This is a genomic window from Massilia sp. DWR3-1-1 (assembly GCF_049898325.1).
Lineage (GTDB): Bacteria > Pseudomonadota > Gammaproteobacteria > Burkholderiales > Burkholderiaceae_D > JAFCUW01.
Genome location: NZ_JAFCXL010000022.1, coordinates 1 through 22525 on the forward strand (window position 1 = coordinate 1; position 22525 = coordinate 22525).

Genomic DNA, 22525 nt, shown 5'->3' on the forward strand with positions numbered 1-22525 from the left:
TCAGGGACCGCAGCAGTTCCAGCTGCAAGAAAGTCCGGATGTACGGGTGCAATCTTACCTCCAGCTCATCAATGAATGTATGCTTGGCAAACCGGGGGCGTCCATGTACGGCCAAAAGCAGACGGTTGCATTTTTTATAGTTTACCCAGTTTTCACTCTAAACAACAGGAGAATGAAACGATGAGCAAGCCGTGGTTTGGTCCAAGAAAATTCGGTTTCGGTTTTACTCCATTAAGTTGGGAAGGCTGGGTTTGCACGATTCTCAGCGTCTTTGCCTTTACCGGATTAATCGTGTTTTTTTCATAAAAACATGATGGCTTTGAATGGCCGCAATGGGTCGAAACAGTGAACGGGCGCCACGGATCGAAACCAGCCGGCAGCGTTTTTTCGCGTTGGTAAAATACTATGCTTGTCGAAGAACGGATCTCGGCCAGAAGCGGACTCTGACGTTTTTCAGAAATAACGCATTCAAAAATACGATGAGCAAGCTCTCCGCGTTAATGGATGATGCAAAAGTAGATCTTTCGGTCCAGGAACGCATTCCAGAAACCAGCTGGAATGCGATAGCAGACCAAGGTGGCCCACTTGAAGTCCCAGAACGACATTCACTTGGCGATTTCGAGGTTCTCTTGCCTATTCGTGCTGACAGGCACAGCGCCTGATGTAGTTGGCCAAGCGTCCCGGTGAAGGTCCGCAATGGGTCGCCTGCTTCGCGTAGCGATGGCCGCGAGATTTTCATCTCGGCAACCGGTTTCCCACGCCTAAAAAGGCAATGAAAAATGCGCAGGACAGGCCCGGCTTTGGCGGCTCTGTAAGATGGAAATAAACCAAGGCATTCCCACCAGCGCGCCCGGCTGACCGGCATCGCCTGGCAATACCGGCCGCGTGAACCCGGCTGCGGCGGCGGCATGGCGTGCCGGCGTCGCCCCCGCCCGTTAGCGCATCAGCGCCTTGACGTGGGCCGCCATGCCGCCGGCCAGCCCTTCCCCGCTGTAGCCGCCCTCGAGCACCGAGACGATGCGACCCGCGCACAGTTCGTCGGCCACCGCCATCAGTTCCTGCGTCACCCAGCGGTAGTCGTCGTCTTCCAGGTTCATGCCCGCCAGCGGATCGAGCCGGTGGGCGTCGAAGCCGGCCGAAATAATCAGGAAATCGGGCCGGAAGGCGCGCAGCTTCGGCAGCAGTTCGGCGGCGATACGCTCGCGGAACATGGCAGAGGCGCAGCCCGGTGGCAGCGGCACGTTGACGATGTTGTCGGCCACCCCGTGCTCGGAGGCGGCGCCGGTGCCTGGGTACAGGGGTGACTGGTGGCTCGAGCCATAAAACAGCTCCGGACGGGCATAGAAGGCCGCCTGGGTGCCATTGCCATGGTGGACGTCGAAGTCGACCACGGCGACCCGCTCGAGGTCGTGGTGCTGCAGCGCGTGGACGGCGGCGATGGCGGCCTGGTTGAAGATGCAAAAGCCCATCGCCCGGTCCGGCTCGGCATGGTGGCCGCAGGGGCGCGTGGCACAAAACACATTGTCGTACTCGCCCGCCATGACGGCATCGACGCCGGCGCAGGCGGCGCCAATGCAGCGCATGACGGCATTCCAAGAGCCGGGCGACATCACCGTGTCGCCGCCGTCGAGGGCGACCCTGCCGCTGGCCGGGGCGAGGTCGGCGACGGCGTCGACGAAGGCCTCGTCGTGTACCAGCGCGGCCTGGCGGCGCGTGCCCAGCGGGGCGTCGCGCCATGCCAGCGCTTCAAAGGCGGGCCCTTGCAGCACCTCGAGCACCGCCTGCAGGCGGGCCGGCGACTCCGGGTGGCTGCTGCCGGGATCGTGCCGGAAGCAGTCCTGGTGGGTATAAACGAGTGTGCTCATGGCGCTCCTCTGGTCGGCGCCCCCGTCACAGGATCAGGATGGCGCGCAGGTCGTTGACATTGGTGAGCGTCGGTCCGCATACGACCAGGTCGCCCAGCGCTTGGAAAAAGCTGTAGCCGTCATTATTGTCCAGCATTGCACGGGCGCGCAAACCGCAGGCGTCGGCGCGTGCCAGGCTGTCCGGCGCCAGCACGGCGCCCGCATTGTCCTCGGAGCCGTCGATGCCGTCGGTGTCGCAGGCGAGCGCATACACGCCCGACTGGCCATCGAGCGCCAGCGCCAGGGCCAGCAGGAATTCCGTGTTGCGCCCGCCCCGCCCGCCCCCCTTGACCGTCACCGTGGTCTCGCCGCCCGACAGGATCACGCAGGGCCGCTGGAACGGCGCGCCGTGGCGCAGCACCGCGCGCGCCAGGCTGGCGTGCATGAGGGCGATATCGCGCGCCTCTCCCTCGATGTCGTCGGCGAGGATGTGGGCAGTCAAGCCGGCGGCGTGCGCGCGCGCAGCGGCAGCCTCAAGCGCGATGCGGGCCGAGGCGATCACGTGCACGCTGTTGCCCGCAAAACGGGGATCGTCCCCCTTCGGCGTTTCGCCGCGGCCGGAGGTGAGCACGGCGCGCACGTGCTCGGGCACGGCGATGGCATAGCGCGCCAGGATCGCCAGCGCCTCGGCGCAGCTGCCGTCATCGGGCAGGCTGGGGCCGCTGGCGACGACGGCGGGGTCGTCGCCCGGCACGTCCGAAATGAGCAGCGTCACCACGCGTGCGGGCGCGCAGGCCAGCGCCAGCCGGCCACCCTTGATGGCCGAGAGGTGCTTGCGCACGCAGTTCATCTCGCCGATGGTGGCGCCGCTGTGCAGCAAGGCGCTGTTGAGGGCCTGCTTGTCCTGCAGGGTGACGCCGTCGGCGGGCAGCGCCAGCAGCGCCGAGCCGCCGCCCGAGATCAGGCACAGCACCAGGTCGTGTTCGCTCAGGCCGGCCACGCTGTCGAGGATGCGGCGGGCGGCTGCCGCCCCCGCTGCATCGGGCACCGGGTGGGCCGCTTCAAGCACCTCGATGCGCTGGCACGGCACCGCGTGGCCGTAACGGGTGACGACGATGCCCGTCAGCGGCCCCGGATAGTGTCCCTCCACCACGCGCGCCATCTCGGCGGCGCCCTTGCCGGCGCCGATCACGATCAGGCGCCCGTTGGGCGGCGCCGGCGGCAGGAAAGCAGGCAGGCAGCCGGCGCTGGTGACGGCGCCCACCGCGGCGTCGAACAGCGCGCGCAGGAGTTGGCGCGGCTGGTCGGTCTGCGGCGCCACCTCAGGCCTTGGCGATCTGGTGGTTCGACATGCGCTCGATCGCCTGGCACAGGGCCGAGTGGTCGAGCGCGCTGCCGCCGTGGGCGGCGCAGGAATTCATCAGCTCCTGCACGGTGGCGGTGTTGGGCAGCGACACCCCCATCGCCTTGGCCCCTTGCAGCGCCAGGTTCAGGTCCTTCTGGTGCAGTTCGATGCGAAAGCCGGGCGCGAAGGTGCGCTTGACCATGCGCTCGCCGTGCACCTCGAGAATGCGCGACGCGGCAAAGCCGCCCATCAGCGCCTGCCGCACCTTGGCCGGATCGGCGCCCGCCTTGGAGGCGAACAGCAGCGCTTCCGACACCGCCTGGATGTTGAGCGCGACGATGATCTGGTTGGCCACCTTGGTGGTCTGGCCGTCGCCATTGGCGCCCACCAGGGTGATGTTCTTGCCCATCAGGTCGAACAGGGGCTTGACCCTGGCGAAGGCTTCCTCGCTGCCGCCCACCATGATGGTGAGGGAGGCGGCGCGCGCGCCCACTTCGCCGCCGGAGACGGGGGCGTCGAGATAGTCGCAACCGAGCTTGTTGATTTTTTTGGCGAAGGTCTTGGTCGCCATCGGCGAGATCGAACTCATGTCGACGACCACCTTGCCGCCCGAGAGGCCGGCGGCGACGCCGTCGGCGTCGAACAGCACCGCCTCCACGTGCGGCGTGTCGGGCACCATGATGATAATGATGTCGGCGCGCTTGGCCACTTCGGCGCTCGAGGTGCAGACGGTGGCGCCGCCATCGATCAGGGGCGCCGGCGGGTTTTTCTGGTCATGCAGGTACAGCTTGCAGCCGCCCGCCTGCAGGTTGGCCGCCATCGGCGCGCCCATGATGCCAAGGCCGATAAAGCCCACTTTCAATCCGTTGGTGCTCATTGCATGTCTCCTTGATTATTCGGTGATGCCATGTTCGGCGATCCAGCGCAGCCCCTTGGCGGTGCCGTCCTTCGGCTTGTATTCGCAGCCCACCCAGCCCGTGTAGCCGATCTCGTCGAGCATCGGCAGCAGGTAGCGGTAATTGATCTCGCCCGTGCCCGGCTCGAAGCGGCCCGGATTGTCGGCCAGCTGGATGTGACCGATCTGCGCCAGGTTGCGCCGGATGGTGGCGGCCAGCTCGCCCTCCATGCGCTGCATGTGATAAATGTCGTACTGGACCTTGATGTTGGCCGACCCCGTCTCGGCGATGATGCCCAGCGCCTGCGCGGTGCTGCTCAGGTAGAAGCCGGGAATATCGAAGGTGTTGATCGGCTCGATCAACAGGCCGATGCCGTGCGCCTGCAGCGACCTGGCGGCAAAGCGCAGGTTGTCGACCACGCTGGCGTAGGCCTTGTCCTCGTCGACGTGGGCCGGCTTGATGCCGACCAGGCAGTTCAGCTGCGTCACGCCCAGCGCGCGCGCGTAGTTGACGGCCTTGCCCACGCCGTCCTGGAATTCGCCGCTGCGGGCGGGGTCGCAGGCGATGCCCCGTTCGCCCGCGTCCCAGTTGCCGGCAGGGAGATTGTGCAGCACCAGTTGCAGGCGGTGTTGATCGAGCTGCTCGGCGATGCGGCCGGCCTCGAAGGCGTACGGGAACAGAAATTCGACGCCCTTGAAGCCGGCCCTGGCCGCTTCGCCGAAGCGGTCGAGGAAATCGACTTCATTGAACAGCATGGTGAGATTGGCGGCGAGCTTGGTCATGGCGCTTCCTTATTGGACGTTGAGGACGTCGTTAAATTCATTGATGGCGTCGATCTCCATCCCCATCGCGATATTGGTGACGCGCTCGAGGATGACCTCGACCACCACCGGCACGCTGTATTTGGCCATCAGCACGCGGGCCTGCTCGAAGGCGGGGATGATGTCGTCGGGCTTGAACACGCGGATCGCCTTGCAGCCAAGGCCCTCGACGACGGCGACGTGGTCAACCCCGCGCCCTTCCATTTCCGGCAGCGCGTTGTTGATGTTCTCGAACGACAGCTGGACGCAGTAATCCATCTCGAAGTTGCGTTGGGCCTGGCGGATCAGGCCCAGGTAGGAATTATTGACCAGCACGTGGATGTAAGGCAGCTTGAACTGCGCGCCCACGGCCAGCTCCTCGATCATGAACTGGAAATCGTAGTCGCCCGAGATGGCGACGATGTCGCCGGTCGGGTCGGCCGCGCGCACGCCCAGCGCGGCCGAGATGGTCCAGCCCAGCGGGCCGGCCTGGCCGCAGTTGATCCAGTGGCGCGGGTGGTTCACGTGCAGGAACTGGGCGGCGGCGATCTGCGACAGGCCGATGCTGGCGACGTAGCGCACGTCGCGCCCAAAATAGGCGTTCATCTCGTGGTACACGCGCAGCGGCTTGACCGGCACGTCGTCGAAATCGGACTTGCGCAGCATGGTGCGCTTTCTCTCCTGGCACTCGGCCAGCCAGTCGCTGCGGTCATTGAGCTTGCCGGCCGCGCGCCATTCTTTGGCCACTTCGATGAGCAGTTCGAGCGCCACCTTCGCGTCCGAGACGATGCCGAAATCGGGGCCGAACACGCGGCCGATCTGGGTCGGTTCGATATCGATGTGGACGAAGGTGCGGTCCTTGGTGAACACCTCGATGGAGCCGGTGTGGCGGTTGGCCCAGCGGTTGCCGATGCCGATCATGAAGTCCGACGCCAGCACCGTCGCATTGCCGTAGCGGTGGCTCGTCTGCAGGCCTGCCATGCCGGCCATTTGCGGATGGTCGTCCGGGATGCAGCCCCAGCCCATCAGGGTGGGAATGACCGGCACGCCGGTGATCTCGGCGAACTCCACCAGCAGCTTCGAGGCGTCGGCGTTGATGATGCCGCCGCCGGCGGTGATCAGGGGACGGCGCGCGTCGTTCAACATGCCGAGCGCCTTTTCCACCTGGGCGCGGGTCGCCTTCGGCTTGTACAGCTCCATCGGCTCGTAGGTGTCGGGATCGAATTCGATCACCGCCATCTGCACGTCGAACGGCAGGTCGATCAGCACCGGACCGGGGCGGCCCGAGCGCATCAGGTGAAACGCCTGCTGGAACACGCGCGGCACCAGCGCCGGCTCGCGCACGGTGACGGCCCACTTGGTGACGGGCTTGGCGATCGACTCGATGTCGACCGCCTGGAAGTCTTCCTTGTAGATGCGGGCGCGGGGCGCCTGGCCGGTAATGCAAAGAATAGGTATCGAATCGGCCTGGGCCGAATACAGGCCCGTGATCATGTCGGTGCCGGCCGGACCGGACGTGCCGATGCACACGCCCAGGTTGCCCGCCTTGGCGCGGGTGTAGCCCTCGGCCATGTGCGAGGCGCCCTCGACGTGGCGCGCCAGGATGTGGCGAATGCTGTCGCGCTTCCTCAGCGCCGAATACAAGGGGTTAATGGCGGCGCCGGGCACGCCGAAGGCGACGCTGACGCCCTCTTTTTCCATCACCCACACTGCCGCTTCCGCTGCCGTCATCTTTGCCATGTCAATCTCCGATATTAGAATGGTATTGTTCGATAGCGCTATGCTAGGGCTTACGGGCGCGCCTGATAAGATGACAAAATATCGGTGTATTCGATACTCCAGGTATGGAATGTGATCAACCCCACGAGAACCCATGGACAAGCTCAAACAGATGGAAGCCTTCGTCGACGCCGTCGAAAAGGGCAGTCTCGCGCGCGCCGCGCTCGAGCAGAACATCACGCCGGTGATGCTGGGCCGGCGCATCGACGCCCTCGAAAAACGGCTGGGCGTCAAGCTGCTGCACCGCACCACGCGGCACCTGACGCTGACTGAACAGGGCCAGGTCTTCCTCGACCATTGCCGCAAGCTGCTGCAGGACGTCGAACTGGCCGAGACCATCGTCTCCGAGGGGCGCTACAAGGCCAGCGGCCACCTGATCGTGTCGGCGCCGGCGGCGTTCGGGCGCCTGCACGTGGCGCCGCACGCGCCCGCCTTCGTCGCCGCCAACCCGAAAGTGCAGATCTCGTTCAACCTGACCGACCAGGTGGTCGACCTGGTGCGCGAGGGGTACGACGTGGGCATCCGTATCGGCGGCGTGATCGATCCGAATTTCGTCGCCGTCAAGCTGGCGACCAACCGCCGCGTGGTGTGCGCCACCCCCGAGTACTTCGAGCGCTACGGCATTCCCCGCAAGCTCGACGACCTGGCCCACCACAACTGCCTGGCGTTCAATCTGCAGGGCGGCCAGCAGCGGGGCTGGTATTTTCAGAAGGAGGGCAAGGCCGTCACCGTGCGGGTGCAGGGCAACCTCGACTGCAACGACGGCGAACTGCTGCACCGCTGGGCCAGCGAGTCACTGGGCCTGGCCTGGCGCTCGACCTGGGAGATCCAGGCGCAGCTGGCCGCCGGCCAACTCATCACGGTGCTCGACGAATACGCCCTGCCCGACTACGACATCGTCGCCGTCTATGTGCAGCAACGGCACCTGCCGGCCAAGGTGCGCTTTTTTATCGATGCCCTCAAGGCCACCTATGCGCAGGCCGGCTACTGGCAGCGGCCGATGCCGTCGAATCTGGACGGCATCGGCCGCTAGACCAGGCCGGTGCGGGATACCGGCAGCGGCGCGCATCTGGCGGCGATGGCCGCTCAGGCGATTTCCCCGTGCCGGCGCGGAGACGGCGCGGCGACCAGTTTGCCGCCGTCGAGCACCATGATGCGGTCGACGCTGTGCGCCACCTGCGGGTCGTGCGACACGATCAGCACGGTCTTGCGCAACTCGCGCTGCAAGGTGCGCAGCAGGACCAGGATCTGGTCGGCTGCCGCGCGGTCGAGGCTGCCCGTTGGCTCATCGCAAATGAGCAGGGGCGGGTCGCCCACCACGGCGCGGGCGATCGCCACCCGCTGCTCCTCGCCGCCGGACAGCTCCTGCGGACGGTGCTGGCCGCGGTCGGCCAGGCCGACCAGTTCGAGCGCGAGGGCGACCCGCCGGCGGCGCTGGTCGGCCCGCATGTCGGTCAGCAGCAAGGGCAGTTCGACATTGCGCCAGGCGCTCAGGGCGCCCAGCAGGAACGGCTGTTGGAACACAAACCCCACCGCGTGCGCGCGCCATTTGACGAGCGCGGCGTTGTTCATCGACGTCAGCTGCGCCGCCCCCACCCGCACGCTGCCGGCGTCGGGACGGTCCATGCCGCCGATCAAGTGGATCAAGCTGCTCTTGCCGGACCCGGACGGGCCCATGATCGCCACCAATTCGCCGGCGGCGCACGCAAAATCGAGTCCGCGCAGCACGGACACGCGGTGACGGCCCCGCTGATAGCATTTATCGACGCCTGCAAGGGTGATGTCCATGGTGGCCTTTCAATCAGATCAGTGTCACAGCGCGGTCCAGCTGACGGTGGCGCTCATGTCGGGCAGCAAACTGCGCTTGCCGGGCTCGATGGCGATCCGGACGGGAATCACGGCGGCGCCCCGGTTGACGGCCACGCCGATCGACGCAACTTTCCCCTTGAGCACCAGGTTCGGCAGTGCGTCGATGCTGACGCTGACGGCCTGCCCCACCTTGATTCGTTCCAGCATTTTCTCGGCAATGTCGAGCTGTACTTCGGGGGCGGACATGTCGGCGATCGTGCAGATGCCGGAACGGGTGTTCGAGCCGACCGCCGACAAGGGGCTGATGGTTTCGCCGGGCTGGGCGCTCATGGCGATCACCAGGCCGTCGAACGGCGCCACCACCCGGGTGTCGTCGTGGGCGATGCGGGCGACGCTGACGGCATCTTGCTGCGCAGCCACGGTCTCCGTTGCCGTGCGCAACTGGCGCTCGGCGCCGGCCACCTTCAGGTCGGCCTCGCGGCCGGCGGCGGCCGTCAACATACGCGCCTCGACCAGCATTGCGGTGCGTTTGCGCTCCACCTGCGCGCGCTCGACATCGACAGCGCGTTCGGCCAGCTGCGCCTGCGCCACCCGCAGGTGACTTTCCGCCATGGCCACCTGGGCGCGCGCGCCGCGGCCGTCTATGGTCGCCAGCAACTGCCCCTTGCGCACCAGCTCGCCCTCTCTCACGTCGACCGATTCGATGCGCCCCGCCACGTTCGATGACACCGTCGCCTGCCGCTGCGCCACCACGAAGCCTTGCAGGATGTAGGCCGCGGCCGGCGCGGACGGCGCGCCGGCGGGCAGGCCGTGCGCCGGCGCCGGCGCCGGCGCGGCCACGGGTGCGGGCGCACGCCGCGCCAGTGCCAGGCCCAACACCAGGCCCAGCACCAGGCCGCCCCCCGCCAGCGCGCCCAGCAGCATACGCTGGCGCCCTGGCCGGTGCCGCTCCGGCTCGCTGTCGTAACGCAGCGCATTGAGCTTGTCGAGCAAGATCGATTCGTGGCCCGCGGCGGCCTCGCGCGCGTGCCCGGCCAGTGTATTGTCAAACATGTTGTCGCTCCCGCTGTGCATGATCCTGTCGATCGGCGCCGCCGTGTTGCTGCCGCTGTGCCGTGTAGCTGTTGAAAACGCCGCAGCGCAACTGGGGCGCCACCAGTTTGATGACCGGCAAGCCCACTTCCGGCCGGCTCAGGTCGACCGCCGCGATCTGCTGGCAGCCATAGGCGTGCAAGGCATTGAGCAGGCTGCGCAGGGGCGCTGGTCCGCCCTCGAAATCGGCACGCAGCGCCTGCCGGTCGCCGGCCTCGCCGATCTCCCCCTGCAGCGCGGCCACCAGCGCCGGCGCCCGGCAGGCGGCATATTCGGCCTCATCGAGATCGTCGCGCGCGCCGGCGATCAGGGCGGCGCGCGCCTGTACCGCTTCGAGCACGGCGGCGATGGCGGCGCCCTGCGCATCGGGCCGGCAGGCGTAGCCGGCGCAGCAGCCAATGAGCGCAGCGTCCGGCACGCCCGGCAGGTCGACCAGCACGCAGGCATAGCAGGCAATCCCGTGCGAAGGGGTGATATCCCATAGCGCCAGCGCCGCATGCGGGGCGATCCGCGCGGCGATGCCAGCCAGTACCGGCCCGGCCGTCGCCGGCTCGACCCGCCGCGCGGGGCTGGCGCGATCATGCTGGCGCCAGTGCCAGACGGCGTCGCGCTCGACCAGTTCGCACAGGGCATGCAGCAGGGCGTGCTGGCGGCACATGGCGCCGGCCAGGCCATCGGTGGAGCGGATGAACGTGCTGCGCAAGACGCTCGCCGAGCGCAGGTCCATGCTCACCACTTCCCATGGCAGCCAGCACGGCGCACCGCTGGCCAGATCGTGCGCCGCCGTCAGCAGCATCGGTTGCTGCCAGTCGAGGGCGATGGCGCGGCGGCGCGCCAGCAGCTCGAGCGCCAGCACGGTACTGCCGCGGCGCACGGCGGCGGGCGCGTCGAACAGCAGCGGGCCGGCGAAGTGTTCGGCATGCCAGATCTCGATCGATTCCATCAAGGCGCCGGCGCGGGCGGCATCGTCGGATAAGCCCTTGCCCATCGCACTGGCCAGGGTCAGGGCGTCGGGGCGTACGGCCGACCAGACCGGCAAGCCGATCCGGTCCAGGCCCGTCAGATTGGCCAGGCGCGTCACGCCGAGGGCGCGCGCGGCCGGCAGCAGGCGCGCCACGGTGGCCGCCAGCGGCGCCGTGGGGGCGATGGCGTGATCGAGTTCGGGAAACATCGGCGGCGCCACGCTTAGCGACTCAATAATAGTTGACGCACAGTGGCGCCGGCCACCCGCGCCGCCGACACACTGCCGCCGATCAGCGCGGCCAGCAGCGCCATGCCGACGGCGATGCTGGCGTGGCGCAGGTTGACCGTGTAGGCGAACACCACCTGGGTCAACGCATCCTGGTTGATGGTGTTGGCGCTGCGCCCGTCGAACACCAGCCACGCGCACAGCCAGCCCAGCAAGGCGCCGGCGCCCGTCAGCGTCAGGCCTTCGATCAGCACGGCGCAGGTAATGGCGCCGGGGCTATAGCCGATCGCCCGCAGCACGCCGATCTGAAAGCGCCGCAAATCGGCCAGGAAGGCCATGAAGTTATACGTGTTCATGCAGGCGCCGGCCAGCATCACCAGGCCGATCAGCGAGGTAATGTGGCCGATGATCCTGGGGAACTGGCTGCCGTTGCGGGCGTAGTACTCGGGTTCCGGCAAGGCCGTCGCGTGCAGGCTGGCGTCGCGCGCGATGCGGGCCCGGTAGGCGGCGCGGGCGCCATCGCCGTCGATGCGCAGCAGGATCGACTGGTAACCGCCCAGCCGCAGGGTGTTTTGCACCACGGCCGCATCGGCCCAGATTTCCGACTCGTGGACGTCGCCACTGGCAAACACGCCGGCAATTTTCCAGGCCACGCCCTGGATCGCCAACTGGTCGCCGACGCCGCCGTGGGCCAGGCGGGGGGCAATCGCCTTGCCGACCACGATCTCGCGCGTGCCGGGGGCGAACATGGCGCCGGCGACCAGGCGAAACGCAGGGCGCAGCGGCGCGCCCATCGGACCGACCCCACGCACGCCGACCGAGATGGGCGGCGCGCCCGCGGCGGCGTCGAGGTTGTTGACGGAATAGAATTCCGCCGACGCCATGGCGCCGCCGGCACCACGCTGCACCAGCGGATCGTTCTGCAACGCGGCCGCCTCGAGCGGCGCGATGTAGCTGGTCGACTCGCTGCTGGCGCCGTGGCGCAGCACCACCAGCTGGTCGCCGTGGCCGGTCTGCGCCAGCGTCCTGGCAAAGCCGTCGCGCAAGGCCAGCAGCCAGCACAGCACGAACACCGACACCCCCACCCCTGCCATCAGCACCAGGTACAGGCGCAGATTGGCGCGCGCGCCGCTGGCAAAGGTGCGCAGCAGGGTCCACCATTGATACGGCTTCGTGCGCCCGCTCATACCGCCCCCCGTTCGCCATCGAGTTGTTCGACCCCGGGCAGGCGGGCCGCCGCCATCAGCGTGGCCGCCAGCGCCAGTGCCAGCGCCAGCGCGGCGCCGCGCGCAAAGGTCGACAGCGGCAAGGCCACCGCCGGCACCAGCGAGGCCAGTTGTTCACGAATCAAAGGCAGCAGCAGGGCCGCCAGGCCGATACCGGTCACGGCGGCGCCAACGCACAGAAGGCTGGCGCCGGCCGCCATGTACAGGCATAGCCGCCAGCGCTCGAAGCCGAGCGCTGACAGGATGGCAAAATCGGTCCGTTGGGCGTGCCGGTTCTGGATGAAATGGAGCAGCATGGCCAGCCCGAAGGTGCCCATGACAAGCAGCGAGACGGCCGCGCCGAAGCGGCCGATGTCGCCCAACTGGTGCGTCATGCGGTTGCTGAACGTGCGTTCGCTGACACTGCGGGTGGGATCGGCCTTGACGGCGAAGCCGGCGTCGATGGCGGCGGCCACCTGCTCGGCGTCGGCGCTGGCGGCGATCTTGACGAGGTACCAGCCGACCAGGTTGCGCGCGTAGGGCAGTTCGGCGCCAAAATAGCGACGGTCGATCAGCATCGCTTCGGCATCGGCGCCACCGCCACCGGAGAGGTCGACGTCGAACACGCCGGCGATGCGAAATTCCCAGCGTTCGTCGCCGCCCCGGTGCGGCCACAGGGGGCTGTTGACGACCACCACGTCGCCCGTGCGCCAGCCGAAGCGCTGCGCCAGCCGGCGCCCGACCAGCACGCCATTGCCGCCGTCGAGAAACGCCGCCCGCTCGCTGGCCGGTAGCGCGAAGCCGGGATGTGCCGCAAGCTCGCTGCGGGGGTCGACGATGTACTGGGTAAAGCTGAACTGGGGTTCGCGGTACCAGCCGCCGAACCACTGGCGCGGCGCCACCGCGTCCACCTGCGGCAGCCTGGCCAGCTCGCCCTGGTACGACAGCGGCAAGGACTTCGACAGCGAATGGCGATGGGTGACCACCAGGCGCGCGTCGTCGCCGCTGTGGATGCCGCCGCGCATGCCGGTGTCGATGGCGCTGGCCACGCCCAGCAGCAGGAACGCCAGGCACACCGTCATGCCGAAGGCCAGCGCCCTGGCGCCGGCGCCGTTGGCCAGCCGCCAGGCCAGGGCCAGCCGCGTCATGCCGCCTCCGCGCGCGGGTGGCCAGGCAGCCAGCCGCAAAAGATGCGCCAGAGGGCGACGCCGGCCAGCAGCAACCAGGCCCACAGCGCCAGCGCGTTGAACATCCAGTCGCCCGTTTGAATCAGGCCGGCGCCCATCAGCCCCAGGTTGCCGAGGCGATAAGTGGGCGTGAAGGCGCCGATGTCCTGCAACAGCGGATGCAAGGCGCCCAGCGGAAACCACAGGCCGCCGAAAAACGCCAGCGGCAGGAACAGCACGTTGGCCATCACCGCCGCAGCGGTCTGCTCGAGCAGCAGGCCGATCGCCAGGCCGATGCTGGAAAAGAGCAAGGACGCGAGCAGGTTGACGGCCACCAGCAACGCCCAGTTCAGGGGCGCCAGGACGACCCCGGCGCAGGAGGCGGCGAACATGATGGGCAAGGTCGACGCCAGCGTCAGCAGCGCAGCATAGCCGAGCTTACCGGCGATGAACACGGTGGCCGGCAGCGGCGAAGCGCGGCGCAGGTCGATCCACGCCATCGTGCGGTCGGCGGCGAGGGCCGTGCCCAGGCCGAACAGGGCGGGGGCCATGGCGCCGAAAATGGCATAGTTCACCATCAGCCGGGCGGCGCCGGCAACCCCGCCCGCGCCGTGCACGCCGTACACGAACAGGCAATAAAAGCCCAGCGGCGTGAGCACGGTGGGCACCAGGAAGCCTGGCGTGCGCGCGGCGATGCGCAAATCGGAGACGATCTCGTGATAGCACAGCAGCCAGGGCTTCATCGCGCCACGCCCCAGCAGGCCGCGTTGCTTTCGGCGAGCATCGAACGGATCGCCTCGTCCAGCGGCGCCGTATTGATCTGCAATTCGCACAAGGTGGTATCGAGCCGTTTCAGGGCGTCGACGAAGGCGTCGGCGTCGCCCGTGAGCACCTCGATCTTGCGACCGATCGCGCGCGCCGAACGCACCTGCGCCAGCCGGGCGACGTCGTCGAGCAGCAGGCTGCTGGAGAAGGAAATCTTGTGGATGTTGAACCGGCGCCGCAACTGCACCGTCGAACTGTCGAGCACCGCCCTGCCCTGCTCGAGGATGAGCACGCGGTCGGCCAGCGCATCGATTTCATCCCATTTGTGCGACACCAGGATGATCGACTTGCCGCTGCGCGCGCAATGGAGCAAGGCGCGCCAGAAGCGCTCGCTCGATTGCTCATCCATGTGATTGGTCGGCTCGTCGAGGATCAGCAGGTCGCCATCGCCGCACAGGGCCAGCGCGCACTGCACGCGGCGCTTCTGGCCGCCCGACAGCTCGCCGTAACGGCGGCGCAGCACCGCCTCCAGGCCAAGCAGCTCGGCCACGGCGCCAAGCGGCAGCGGATGCGGGTACAGGCGGCGCGTCATCTCGATCAATTCGCGCACCTGCAACACGGCCGGCAATTCGGCGTCCTGCAGCATCGCGCCGATGCGCCGCCGCACCGGCAGCGCGCCCGGCGCCTGGCCGAACAGCGACACCGTCCCCGGCGGCGCCGCCCGCAGGCCCAGAATGGCGGCCACGAGGGTACTCTTGCCAGCGCCGTTGGCGCCCAGCACGCCAACGATCTCGCCGGCGGCCATGGCGAAATCGAGCCGGTCGAGGGCGGTCCTGGTGCCGTAGGAGATCGACAGATCGCAGATAGTGAGCATGATGGCGCCGTTAGCGATACATGCTCAGTTCGCGCATCTCGATCTGCAAGGCGGGCGCGCCCGGCATGCCGTCGAAATGCAGATTGACGCCGCGCAGTGCCGACGCATCCCACGCCACGGCCCGGCCCCAATAGGGACTTTGCGCAAACGACGGAAATGGCAGCGAGATCGTCTTCCACTCTTTTTCGCTCACCACTTCACTGGCAAACTCGTTGTTGTCGGTCACGTTCGCCGACAGCAGCTGGACCTTGAACACCGCCTCGCCGCGCACCTGCAGGCGCACTCCTTTGTACTGCCGCATGTCGACCGGTGTGCCGCCCGCCTGAAACGGCATCGACACGCCGGCAAACGGATAGGCGAAGCGCTTGCCCAGGCGCGCGCTGATCTGCATCACGCCACCGCCCGCGGGCGCGAGCGTGATGCTTGAGTCGCCCTTGGCCCAGCGGTCGTCGTAGGTCTGCAGCGCGGCGATGTCGGCGGCTGCGAAACGGTACAGCCGATACGCCGGCGCACCGCCATCCTGGGCCTGGGCCTGGGCGAGCGACAATGTGAGCGCCACGCAAAGCAGTATTGTGGCGACGGGTCGATTGCGATAGGACATGGGATCTCCTTCAATGAGCGCTGTGGGTGTGGAGGTTGGCGGCGGCGTGCGCTTCGCGCGCCAGCGCTTCGAACAAGCTGCGTTCGTCGGCGAAGCCGAGACGCAGGGCATGGTGGCGGAGACCGCCGGGAACGCCCTCGAAATGGCTGGCATAGACCGCGGTCAACGCCGCCAGGGCGGCGTGCTCGCCCGCCGACGGCAGCGGGCAGGCGCGCCGCGCATCGATGGCCGCGGCCAGTTCGGCGGCCTGGCCACGCCGCCGGAACAGGATGGCGAGGCGCCGGTGCAGTTCGTCGGCCATGGTCGATTGCAGCACCTTGCGCCGCGACAGCGCCAGCGCCCAGCCATCGAACTGGCCGCGCGTGAGACCGCGCTGATCGAGCCAGGCGCGCGTCGCTTGCGGCTGCAACAGGCCATGCGAGCGGCGCAACAGTTCGATGCCGGCCTGGCGCTGGGCCTGCGTCACGGACAAACCCAGCAGGCGGGCCAGCGCGGCCTCGAGCACTTCGGTCCAGGCTTCGTGCAGCAAGGGCTGGTCGCCACCGTGGCGCAGCCGGCAATAGCCGTTGAGCAGCGCGTCGTCGGCCATCCCGCCATCGGGGCGGCGGCGGGCGACGAAGCGCCCCCACACGCCGGTGGCGGCAAAGGTGGCCGGCGCCGAGGGCGTGCGCGCGCGCCCCCCCGCGCGGGCGACCCAGCGCAGCGCCGCGAGGGCATCGCGGCGTTTCAGGTCGAAGCCGCTCTGCTGCAGGAATGCCATGGTTGGCGCCACGTCGGCACCGTGGCGTCCCAGGAAAGCGGCGACGGCGTTCCAGTCGCGCTCGCCGAAATACAGTGACTTGAGGTGCGCCGTGGCGGCCAGCGCCAGGGGCGCCGGCAGCCGGCGGGCCGCCACCGCGCACGCCAGCGCATGACGCGCGCTGACCATGGCGACTGAACAGGGGGCGAAGTCGAGCTCGGCGGGGGCGTGGAAGACCGCCACTTCATCGTCATCGCTGAGTTTGCCATCGCGGAACAGGCGAAATATTTTGCCGACCCCGTGCATGCCGTGCCCGTGCAGCTCGGCGGCGCGCAGCGCGCCCATGCTGGCGGCGCCCACCACGCGCACGCCGCGTCCCAGCGCGTACAGCACTTCCTTGTGCCAGACCGCCGGCCCGGCCTGGAAACGGCCGTCGATCAGGCAAATGCAGGCGACCTGGCCGGATGCGGCGGCGTCGTAGATATCGCCCTGCCGCGCCGGCGCGCAGATCTGCGCGTCCGGCAGCAACGCGCGCGCCTGGCGCTGCGGCAGCGATGGTCCCAGAAAAACCCGCGTCAGCATGGCGCCCTCCCGGTGTAGGTCTGGCGCGCGTCGCTGGCCGTCTGCAGCACCAGCGAGAGGGCAACCAGGCCGGCGGCGCCGAACGCGGCCACCCTGCCCCAGCCGGCGCCTGCCGCACCCATCAGCTGCATGAAAAACTGGTGGGTCCAGAGCACCATCGACAATGATGCCAGCAGGTGCAGCGCGGCGTAGCCGATCAGCGCGGCGCGCGGCACGCCGTGCCGGCGGCCCGGCGGCAGCCAGCGCGCGCCGGGCAGCAACGCAAGCAGGGCCTGCACGGCGCGCACGCGCAACTTGCGCACGCCGCACAGTTCTTCAAGCGCGCGGTAGCCATCCATCCGCCAGAACGGAAACAGGTTGGCGCCAATGCGCACGGCCGCGCCCAGCGAAACGACCAGGCAAACCTGGTTGATCACGCTGAAATTCTGGCTGGCGCACCACAGTAAAAAAGCCAGCGCGAAGACGATGGCGTCGAAATATACCCCCGCCAGCGCCACGGCGACGCGCTGGCGGCGCTGGGCGATCAGGTGCACGTCGTCGATGCGCACAAACGCCGCCGGCACCAGCAAATACAGCACCACCCCGGCACGTGCCTGGCGCGCGCCATACAGGCAGGCGGCGCTCAGGTGACCGAGTTCATGCCACAGGTAACTGGCCAGCAGCAGCGGCACGGTCTGGCCCCACCAGGGATAGCCGGGCAGGATCTTGAGCATGTCGACGTAGCGTGCCCCGTGCCACGCCAGCATCGCCAGCGCGGCCAGCAGCAGGCACGCCACGGGAATGCGCAGCACGCCGAACAGGGGCGCCAGCAGCGGCGTACAGCGCCTGGCCAGGCGCTCGACGGGCCACTCGCCGATCACCCAGAACAAGCGCAGCAGGTGGCGCCGCCGGCCGGCGCCGTTGGCGACCGCGACGTGCGCGACGTCGTCGAACAGCCCGGCGGCGGCGGCCTTGGCGACCAGCGCCGCCACTTTTGGCGGCGCCGCCGCCGGCACCGCCGCGCTCAAGTCGGCCAGCGTCATGCCGGCCCGGGTCAGACGCAAAATGTCGAAAGCCTTGCGGGGAAAGCAGTACACATTGCCGTTGCGGGGGTCCCTGACCACGCACTCGTGCCTGCCCGCGCGATCGACCTGAAAACTGATTTCCAGGTCCTCGCGCAGGGCGCTCAAGGCATGCGGAACGGGCGTGGGCAGGTTCATGGGCATCGTCCTAGGCCAACGGGTGCGGACAGTTGTGCGGCAGCCGTGGCGGCTGCACCGACGCGCCGAGCGCCGCGGCGGCGCTCCAGATGCGCGCGGCGCCCAGGTGGGGATAGCGGTGGTCGGCATACAGCGAGGCCAGCCCCGGCACGACCGCCTTGACCACGTGTATGCCCAGCGCTGCTATCTCGGGGCTGGCCAGCGGCACGGCGACGATGTCGCCGGCGTGCGGACGCAAGCGCCCCAGCAGCGCGGCGAGCACGCCGCGCTGCCCGCTGGCCAGGGCCGGCACGGCGGCGGGCGCCACCAGATGCGCCGACGCGGTCATGAAGTCGAACCAGTGCGCCATCTCGGGCAGGTTGTAGAGCAGGCTGCGACAGGGAAACTCGGTGACGTTGGAAAAGTCCGCCGCCGGCCGCCAGGCCGGCGGCACCAGGTCGATCATCCCCGCCAGCTGGCCGGCGCCCTCGAGCAGCGCCTTGCGACAGGCAAATTCGATATTGGCGGCGGCTGCCACGCCGAGCGCGCGGATGCGGCGCCCTGCGCGCCAGGCTTCGAGGACGCACATGGCCACGGGCACCTGCAAATTGTTGGTCAGATTGACGAAGGTCAGCGTGGCGGGACAGGCCGCGATCTGGCGTGCGAAGCGGGCGCTGGTGAGCGCGGCGACATCGATCGCCAGGCGCGGCAGCGCCAGCCGGTGGTGCCACATCACCATGAAGGCATCGCGTTCGCACACTTCGAACAGGGCCCGTTCGAGCGCGCCGCGGGCGCTGCGGCCGGCGGCGGTGCCGCTCGAATTGGAACAGTACAGCCGTTCGCCCCCGTGCAGCGGCTCGAACGGCACCGCCACCCAGGCCAGCGGAATATGACGGGCGCCGCCATCGACCAGCGACCTGCCGCGAATCCAGCGTAGCGACTGGCCGCGGTCCTGTGCGACAAACGGAAAGCGTGGATCGCCGTACTGCCAGTCGGCGAACACGCCCAGCTGCTGCCCATACAAATACGTGGCATCGCGCGCCGGCCCCTGGCACGCGCGCCGCAAGGCGCCGTGGCGCAGGCAGTAGCGCTCGACCGCCTCCATCAGGGCGGCGATGCTGGCGCCATCTTCGTCGAACGCAACGCCGCCGCAGAGATCGGGGGTGGCGCCGCTGGCGGTGCGCGCGTGGCGGGCCGGCAGTGCGGTGGCGATGTGCACACCAAACGGCGTGACGGCGCCGTGACGCACGGCGAGCTCGTGGACCAGGCCAACGCGGGGCGAAACCAGCGCCGCGCGCAAGCGCTGCGCCAGTTGGCGGGGGTCCTGGTGGCGCTGCATGTCGATGTCAGCCTCCCGCCGCGAAACAGATGACGACACACTCGTTGAGGTTGTCGGCGCCGACGAAGTCGCCCACCATGTCGTCGCAAAAGCCGCCCCAGGCGCAGCCGCGCAAGCCGGTGGCGGTGGTACTGAGGTACAGGCTTTGCAAAAGCGCGCCCGCGTCGTTCATGATGAAGCGGTAGCCGCGCTGCAAATACTTGCTCAAGGCACGTTCGAACACGGCGGTGACGACAAACATCACGTCGGCGTCTTCGCACATCTGTTGCGACGTGGTGTGACGCAGCAGGTCGGCCGGCACGATGTCGGGCCGCAGCAAGCTCAAACTGTGATCCTCGACCGCGTAGTGGTACAGGCCCGCGCGCAAGCCCTCGGCATGAAACACCAGCGGGTAGATTTCCAGCGGGTACAAGCCGCCGGCCGAGCAGCTCGCGCGCAGCGGCTGCGCCGGCTGATCCGGCTGCGCCATGCTGACCGATCCCGTGATGCCATAGGAAAAATACAGAATCGCGCTGAGCGCCTCGATGGTCATGCGAGGGCCGCCGAAAGTGGCGCTGGTGTTCGACAGCGAGCGGCGCGTGCGCAGGGCATGCTCCAGCGTCATCGGCCCCAGGCTGGCCTTGGGCAGCGCGACCGATTCATAGCCCGGATAGGTTTTCCACGCCCGCACCACCATGCGGCGAATGGCGGGCGAGCGCAGAAACAGGGTGACGCGCTGCTTGAACAGGGCGTCGAGGGCCGGTGACAGCTTGGTGTGCTCGTGAAATTCCTCGACGATGGCGTGGTCGTCGTGGTCGAACATGTAGGCGTTGCTGAGCGTATCGAAGGACTTCATGGTGGCCCTCAGGGAAACGGGTGCGGCACGCGATTGAAGGCGGCGTCGCCGGCCAGGCCAAGGCGCGCCGGCACGTCCTGGTAGCGTGGACTGGCCAGCGCTGGCATGCTGTGAATCGAGGTCAGCGGCGCCAGTCCCGGCACCAGTATTTTTACGACCTGCAAACCCGCTTCGGCGATATCGCGCGGCGTCAGATCGACTTCGACGGCGTCAAGGCCGCACGCGGCCAGTGCCGCCTGCACCTGGCGCACATCGTCCTCGGGGCTGCGCGCCGGCGGCTGCGCGGGAATCGGCTTGAGCACGGCGCCATGGACCAGGAAGTCGAGCTCGCGCACCATCTCCGGTTCGCAGTACAGACGTACGTGATCCTCGAACTCGACGATGTTGGCGTAGTCGGGGGCCGGGCGCCAGTCGGCCCGCTCGACCATCAGGTGACTGGCCCAGGCGTGGCACTGCGCGGCTTCGAGCAAGGCCTTGGCGCACGCCGCCACCAGGCTGGTACGGGTGGCGCAGCCGACCACCGCGAACGGCCCCCGCTTGCCCTGCGCGATCCCGATGCACAGCACGGTGGGCACGGCGATGTCCAGGGTGATGTCGACCAGGTGAAACTCGATGCGGCAGCCAGCGTAGTGCTTGTCGTACAGGGCGGCGAGCTGGTCGTTGCTGCGAATATCGAGGCGCGGCATCCGCAGCCGGCGCATCCAGACGATCATGAAGGCGTCGCGCTCGATACATTCGAGCAAGCCGCCCAGCCGCGCCCGGGTCCGGTCAGGCCCGGCGCTGGCGCCGGTCGACACGCCGATCGCCACGAAGTCGCTGCGCAAGATGGTGTCGCGGTACAGATACGGGATGTACACGAGCGGCGCCGGCACGAAGCGCGCTGCGCCGCTGGCGAGGCAGTGAGCGCGCGCCCAATACATTGCCGTCGCCGGCGTCCACGGGCGCACGGGAAACTGCGGATCGTCGAACTGCGCCGGCAGGTAGTGGGGAAACGCATCCATGCCAAGCGCCGCCGGCCCCAGGCGGGCGGCACTGGCATGGGTCAAGCGCTCCCAAGGGATCACTGCGCACGCGTAGCGTTCGGCCGCCTCGCCCAGCGCCGCCAGGCCTGCCGCCTCGGCCGTCAGCCCGGCCGCGCCGGTGGCGCCGGGAATATCGGCGCCCAGGAACGCCGCCGTCGACGACAGCGCGCAGGCGCAGTTGTGGATGCGCGGCGCGCCCGGCTGTGCGCGCAGATGGACCAGGTGGCGCACCAGCGTGGTGGCCCCCACCAGGGTCGCCTGCAAGCGTGCGAACTGCGCGCCGGCAGCGTCGCCGCGACCATCGCGCAGTGGCGTGCTCAGGCCCATGCGGCCACCCGCTGCTGGCCGGCGCGGCCGCAAACGGGGCAGCGCGGCAGCTTCAATACATGGTGCAGGGTCAGCGAATAATCATCGAGCTCCACCGACAACATCTTGCCAGTGGTCTTGGCGATGCGCGACGGCAGCAAGGTATCACACACTTCGATACAGGCCAGGTTGGCGGCTATATCGGCGCGCGGCGCGAAATGGCCGAAGTCGACCCGCGGCCCCCCTTGCCGCACATATTCTTCGAGCCGCTCGCTGACCGCCACGTTGTGCAGGTTGCTTTTCAGGCGCGTTTCAAAGCAGCTGAAGCAGGCTGTCGAAGGGGGCACGATGGTGGGGCCGACGGTGACGCCACAGTGCTGGACGGCGCCCAGCAAAGTCCACGGCAGCCGCGCCAGCTGGGCGGCCCGGTTCAATCCATGCAGGCTGTCGTAAAAAAAGGTCGGCCCATCGATCACCGCCACCGCCATCGAGACCCCCTGCAGCAGTGCCGTCCAGTCCTGGTCCGACTGGGGGACGGCCGCCACGCAACGCACCGTGTCGGCGCCGCCCACGCGCTCCTGCCACACCGCCTGCCAGCTGCGGCCGGCATCGGCCGGCAGCAGTTGGGCGCTGTGGTGGACGTCGCGCGCCGAAATGGTGTCGCAGCCGACCACGGTGATACGGCCGACGCCCACCTGCAGCAAGTTCGCCACCAGGCTGCTGGTCATCGGCGCGGCGTTCACGATCAGCACGTGCGCCTGCTGCAGCACCGCCAGCGCGGCGCCGCCATCGTCCTGCTTATCAGAAAAAAACAGTTTGACCGCTTCGAACGGACCCGTATCGACCGCGCTGCCGGCCGCGGCCGGCGCCGTCAGCGTCAGGAAGCCATGGTCGTGCAAGGTGTGCAGCAAGGCGCGCGCGCGTTTCACCGGCAGTTGCTGGTGCAGCCGGCGTTGCACTTCACTGGCATCGTGCTCGCCATTGAGCAAGGGCGCGAGCAGACCGACGATGTCGCCGGCGGTGCGCGTGGAGGTGCGCAGGGTCGCCTGGTTGGCGTGCAGGATCACCTCACCGCCATCGCCGGGCAATACATAAAAGGGTTGAAGACGCAGGCGCTGTGCGCCGAAAATCATGTCGGACATGGGCTTTCCCGGATGAT

Annotated in this window: 22 protein-coding genes; 3 read left to right on the top strand and 19 right to left on the bottom strand. The window is 68.3% G+C overall.

The features are described 5' to 3' along the window. Together ACP7EY_RS19800 and ACP7EY_RS19805 are read left to right on the top strand one after the other, a co-directional pair. Positions 1 to 184, top strand: a 184-nt coding sequence (locus tag ACP7EY_RS19800) for a hypothetical protein (protein ID WP_426196664.1), incomplete at its 5' end; no start/stop codon positions are given. Positions 185 to 479: 295 nt separating this feature from the next. Further along, positions 480 to 662, top strand: a complete 183-nt coding sequence (locus ACP7EY_RS19805) for a hypothetical protein (RefSeq protein ID WP_426196666.1) — start codon at positions 480 to 482, stop codon at positions 660 to 662. Between the two features lie 273 nt (positions 663 to 935). Here ACP7EY_RS19805 and ACP7EY_RS19810 read toward each other — a convergent pair whose 3' ends face one another. The 5 genes from ACP7EY_RS19810 to gcl are packed head-to-tail and all read right to left on the bottom strand — an operon-like array spanning position 936 to position 6625. Further along, positions 936 to 1865, bottom strand: a complete 930-nt coding sequence (locus tag ACP7EY_RS19810) for a histone deacetylase family protein (RefSeq protein WP_426196667.1) — start codon at positions 1863 to 1865, stop codon at positions 936 to 938. 25 nt (positions 1866 to 1890) lie between these two features. After that, positions 1891 to 3165, bottom strand: coding sequence for a glycerate kinase type-2 family protein (locus tag ACP7EY_RS19815; protein WP_426196668.1), 1275 nt, complete (start codon positions 3163 to 3165; stop codon positions 1891 to 1893). 1 nt (position 3166) lies between these two features. Then, complete coding sequence (gene glxR, locus ACP7EY_RS19820; protein WP_426196669.1) at positions 3167 to 4066, bottom strand: 2-hydroxy-3-oxopropionate reductase; 900 nt, start codon at positions 4064 to 4066, stop codon at positions 3167 to 3169. Positions 4067 to 4081: 15 nt separating this feature from the next. Continuing rightward, positions 4082 to 4867: a hydroxypyruvate isomerase gene (gene hyi, locus ACP7EY_RS19825; RefSeq protein WP_426196671.1), complete on the bottom strand. Its 786-nt coding sequence runs from the start codon at positions 4865 to 4867 to the stop codon at positions 4082 to 4084. A 9-nt stretch (positions 4868 to 4876) separates the two neighbouring features. Then, positions 4877 to 6625 (bottom strand): glyoxylate carboligase, encoded by a 1749-nt coding sequence (gene gcl, locus ACP7EY_RS19830; protein WP_426196673.1) that lies wholly within the window; start codon positions 6623 to 6625, stop codon positions 4877 to 4879. 133 nt (positions 6626 to 6758) lie between these two features. Between gcl and ACP7EY_RS19835 the strand changes: the two genes are divergently transcribed. Beyond that, a complete protein-coding gene (locus tag ACP7EY_RS19835; protein WP_426196675.1) occupies positions 6759 to 7697 on the top strand; it encodes a LysR substrate-binding domain-containing protein in 939 nt (312 codons plus the stop codon). A gap of 53 nt (positions 7698 to 7750) precedes the next feature. On the opposite strand, the gene ACP7EY_RS19840 is transcribed toward ACP7EY_RS19835, so the two are convergent. From ACP7EY_RS19840 to ACP7EY_RS19905, 14 genes are read right to left on the bottom strand one after another with little or no spacing between them, the layout of a single operon-like run. After that, positions 7751 to 8452: an ABC transporter ATP-binding protein gene (locus tag ACP7EY_RS19840; protein WP_426196677.1), complete on the bottom strand. Its 702-nt coding sequence runs from the start codon at positions 8450 to 8452 to the stop codon at positions 7751 to 7753. Positions 8453 to 8476: 24 nt separating this feature from the next. Next, entirely contained in the window at positions 8477 to 9526 is a 1050-nt protein-coding gene (locus ACP7EY_RS19845; RefSeq protein ID WP_426196679.1) for an efflux RND transporter periplasmic adaptor subunit, read from the bottom strand. Continuing rightward, the gene (locus ACP7EY_RS19850; protein WP_426196681.1) at positions 9519 to 10736 is read right to left on the bottom strand and encodes a YcaO-like family protein; all 1218 of its coding nucleotides are present in this window, start codon (positions 10734 to 10736) and stop codon (positions 9519 to 9521) included. Before ACP7EY_RS19850 ends, ACP7EY_RS19845 begins: the two co-directional genes overlap by 8 nt. A gap of 14 nt (positions 10737 to 10750) precedes the next feature. After that, on the bottom strand, positions 10751 to 11941 hold the full coding sequence (locus tag ACP7EY_RS19855) for an ABC transporter permease (RefSeq protein WP_426196683.1): 1191 nt from the start codon (positions 11939 to 11941) through the stop codon (positions 10751 to 10753). Next, a complete protein-coding gene (locus ACP7EY_RS19860) occupies positions 11938 to 13107 on the bottom strand; it encodes an ABC transporter permease (protein WP_426196684.1) in 1170 nt (389 codons plus the stop codon). The genes ACP7EY_RS19855 and ACP7EY_RS19860 overlap by 4 nt, the downstream gene beginning before the upstream one ends. Then, positions 13104 to 13868: an ABC transporter permease gene (locus tag ACP7EY_RS19865; RefSeq protein WP_426196686.1), complete on the bottom strand. Its 765-nt coding sequence runs from the start codon at positions 13866 to 13868 to the stop codon at positions 13104 to 13106. The genes ACP7EY_RS19860 and ACP7EY_RS19865 overlap by 4 nt, the downstream gene beginning before the upstream one ends. Further along, on the bottom strand, positions 13865 to 14764 hold the full coding sequence (locus ACP7EY_RS19870) for an ABC transporter ATP-binding protein (RefSeq protein ID WP_426196688.1): 900 nt from the start codon (positions 14762 to 14764) through the stop codon (positions 13865 to 13867). The genes ACP7EY_RS19865 and ACP7EY_RS19870 overlap by 4 nt, the downstream gene beginning before the upstream one ends. 10 nt (positions 14765 to 14774) lie before the next feature. Further along, complete coding sequence (locus ACP7EY_RS19875) at positions 14775 to 15365, bottom strand: CIA30 family protein (protein ID WP_426196690.1); 591 nt, start codon at positions 15363 to 15365, stop codon at positions 14775 to 14777. Between the two features lie 10 nt (positions 15366 to 15375). Continuing rightward, entirely contained in the window at positions 15376 to 16686 is a 1311-nt protein-coding gene (locus ACP7EY_RS19880; RefSeq protein ID WP_426196692.1) for a TfuA-like protein, read from the bottom strand. Then, on the bottom strand, positions 16680 to 17885 hold the full coding sequence (locus ACP7EY_RS19885; protein ID WP_426196694.1) for a site-2 protease family protein: 1206 nt from the start codon (positions 17883 to 17885) through the stop codon (positions 16680 to 16682). The genes ACP7EY_RS19880 and ACP7EY_RS19885 overlap by 7 nt, the downstream gene beginning before the upstream one ends. 10 nt (positions 17886 to 17895) lie before the next feature. Further along, positions 17896 to 19203: a YcaO-like family protein gene (locus ACP7EY_RS19890; RefSeq protein ID WP_426196696.1), complete on the bottom strand. Its 1308-nt coding sequence runs from the start codon at positions 19201 to 19203 to the stop codon at positions 17896 to 17898. 7 nt (positions 19204 to 19210) lie between these two features. Then, entirely contained in the window at positions 19211 to 20038 is an 828-nt protein-coding gene (locus tag ACP7EY_RS19895) for a SagB/ThcOx family dehydrogenase (RefSeq protein WP_426196698.1), read from the bottom strand. 8 nt (positions 20039 to 20046) lie between these two features. Then, on the bottom strand, positions 20047 to 21387 hold the full coding sequence (locus ACP7EY_RS19900; protein WP_426196700.1) for a YcaO-like family protein: 1341 nt from the start codon (positions 21385 to 21387) through the stop codon (positions 20047 to 20049). Then, positions 21378 to 22508 carry a TOMM precursor leader peptide-binding protein gene (locus tag ACP7EY_RS19905; RefSeq protein WP_426196702.1) on the bottom strand — a complete coding sequence of 377 codons (1131 nt, stop codon included), beginning with the start codon at positions 22506 to 22508 and terminating at the stop codon, positions 21378 to 21380. The genes ACP7EY_RS19900 and ACP7EY_RS19905 overlap by 10 nt, the downstream gene beginning before the upstream one ends. Between the last annotated feature and the right edge of the window lie 17 nt (positions 22509 to 22525).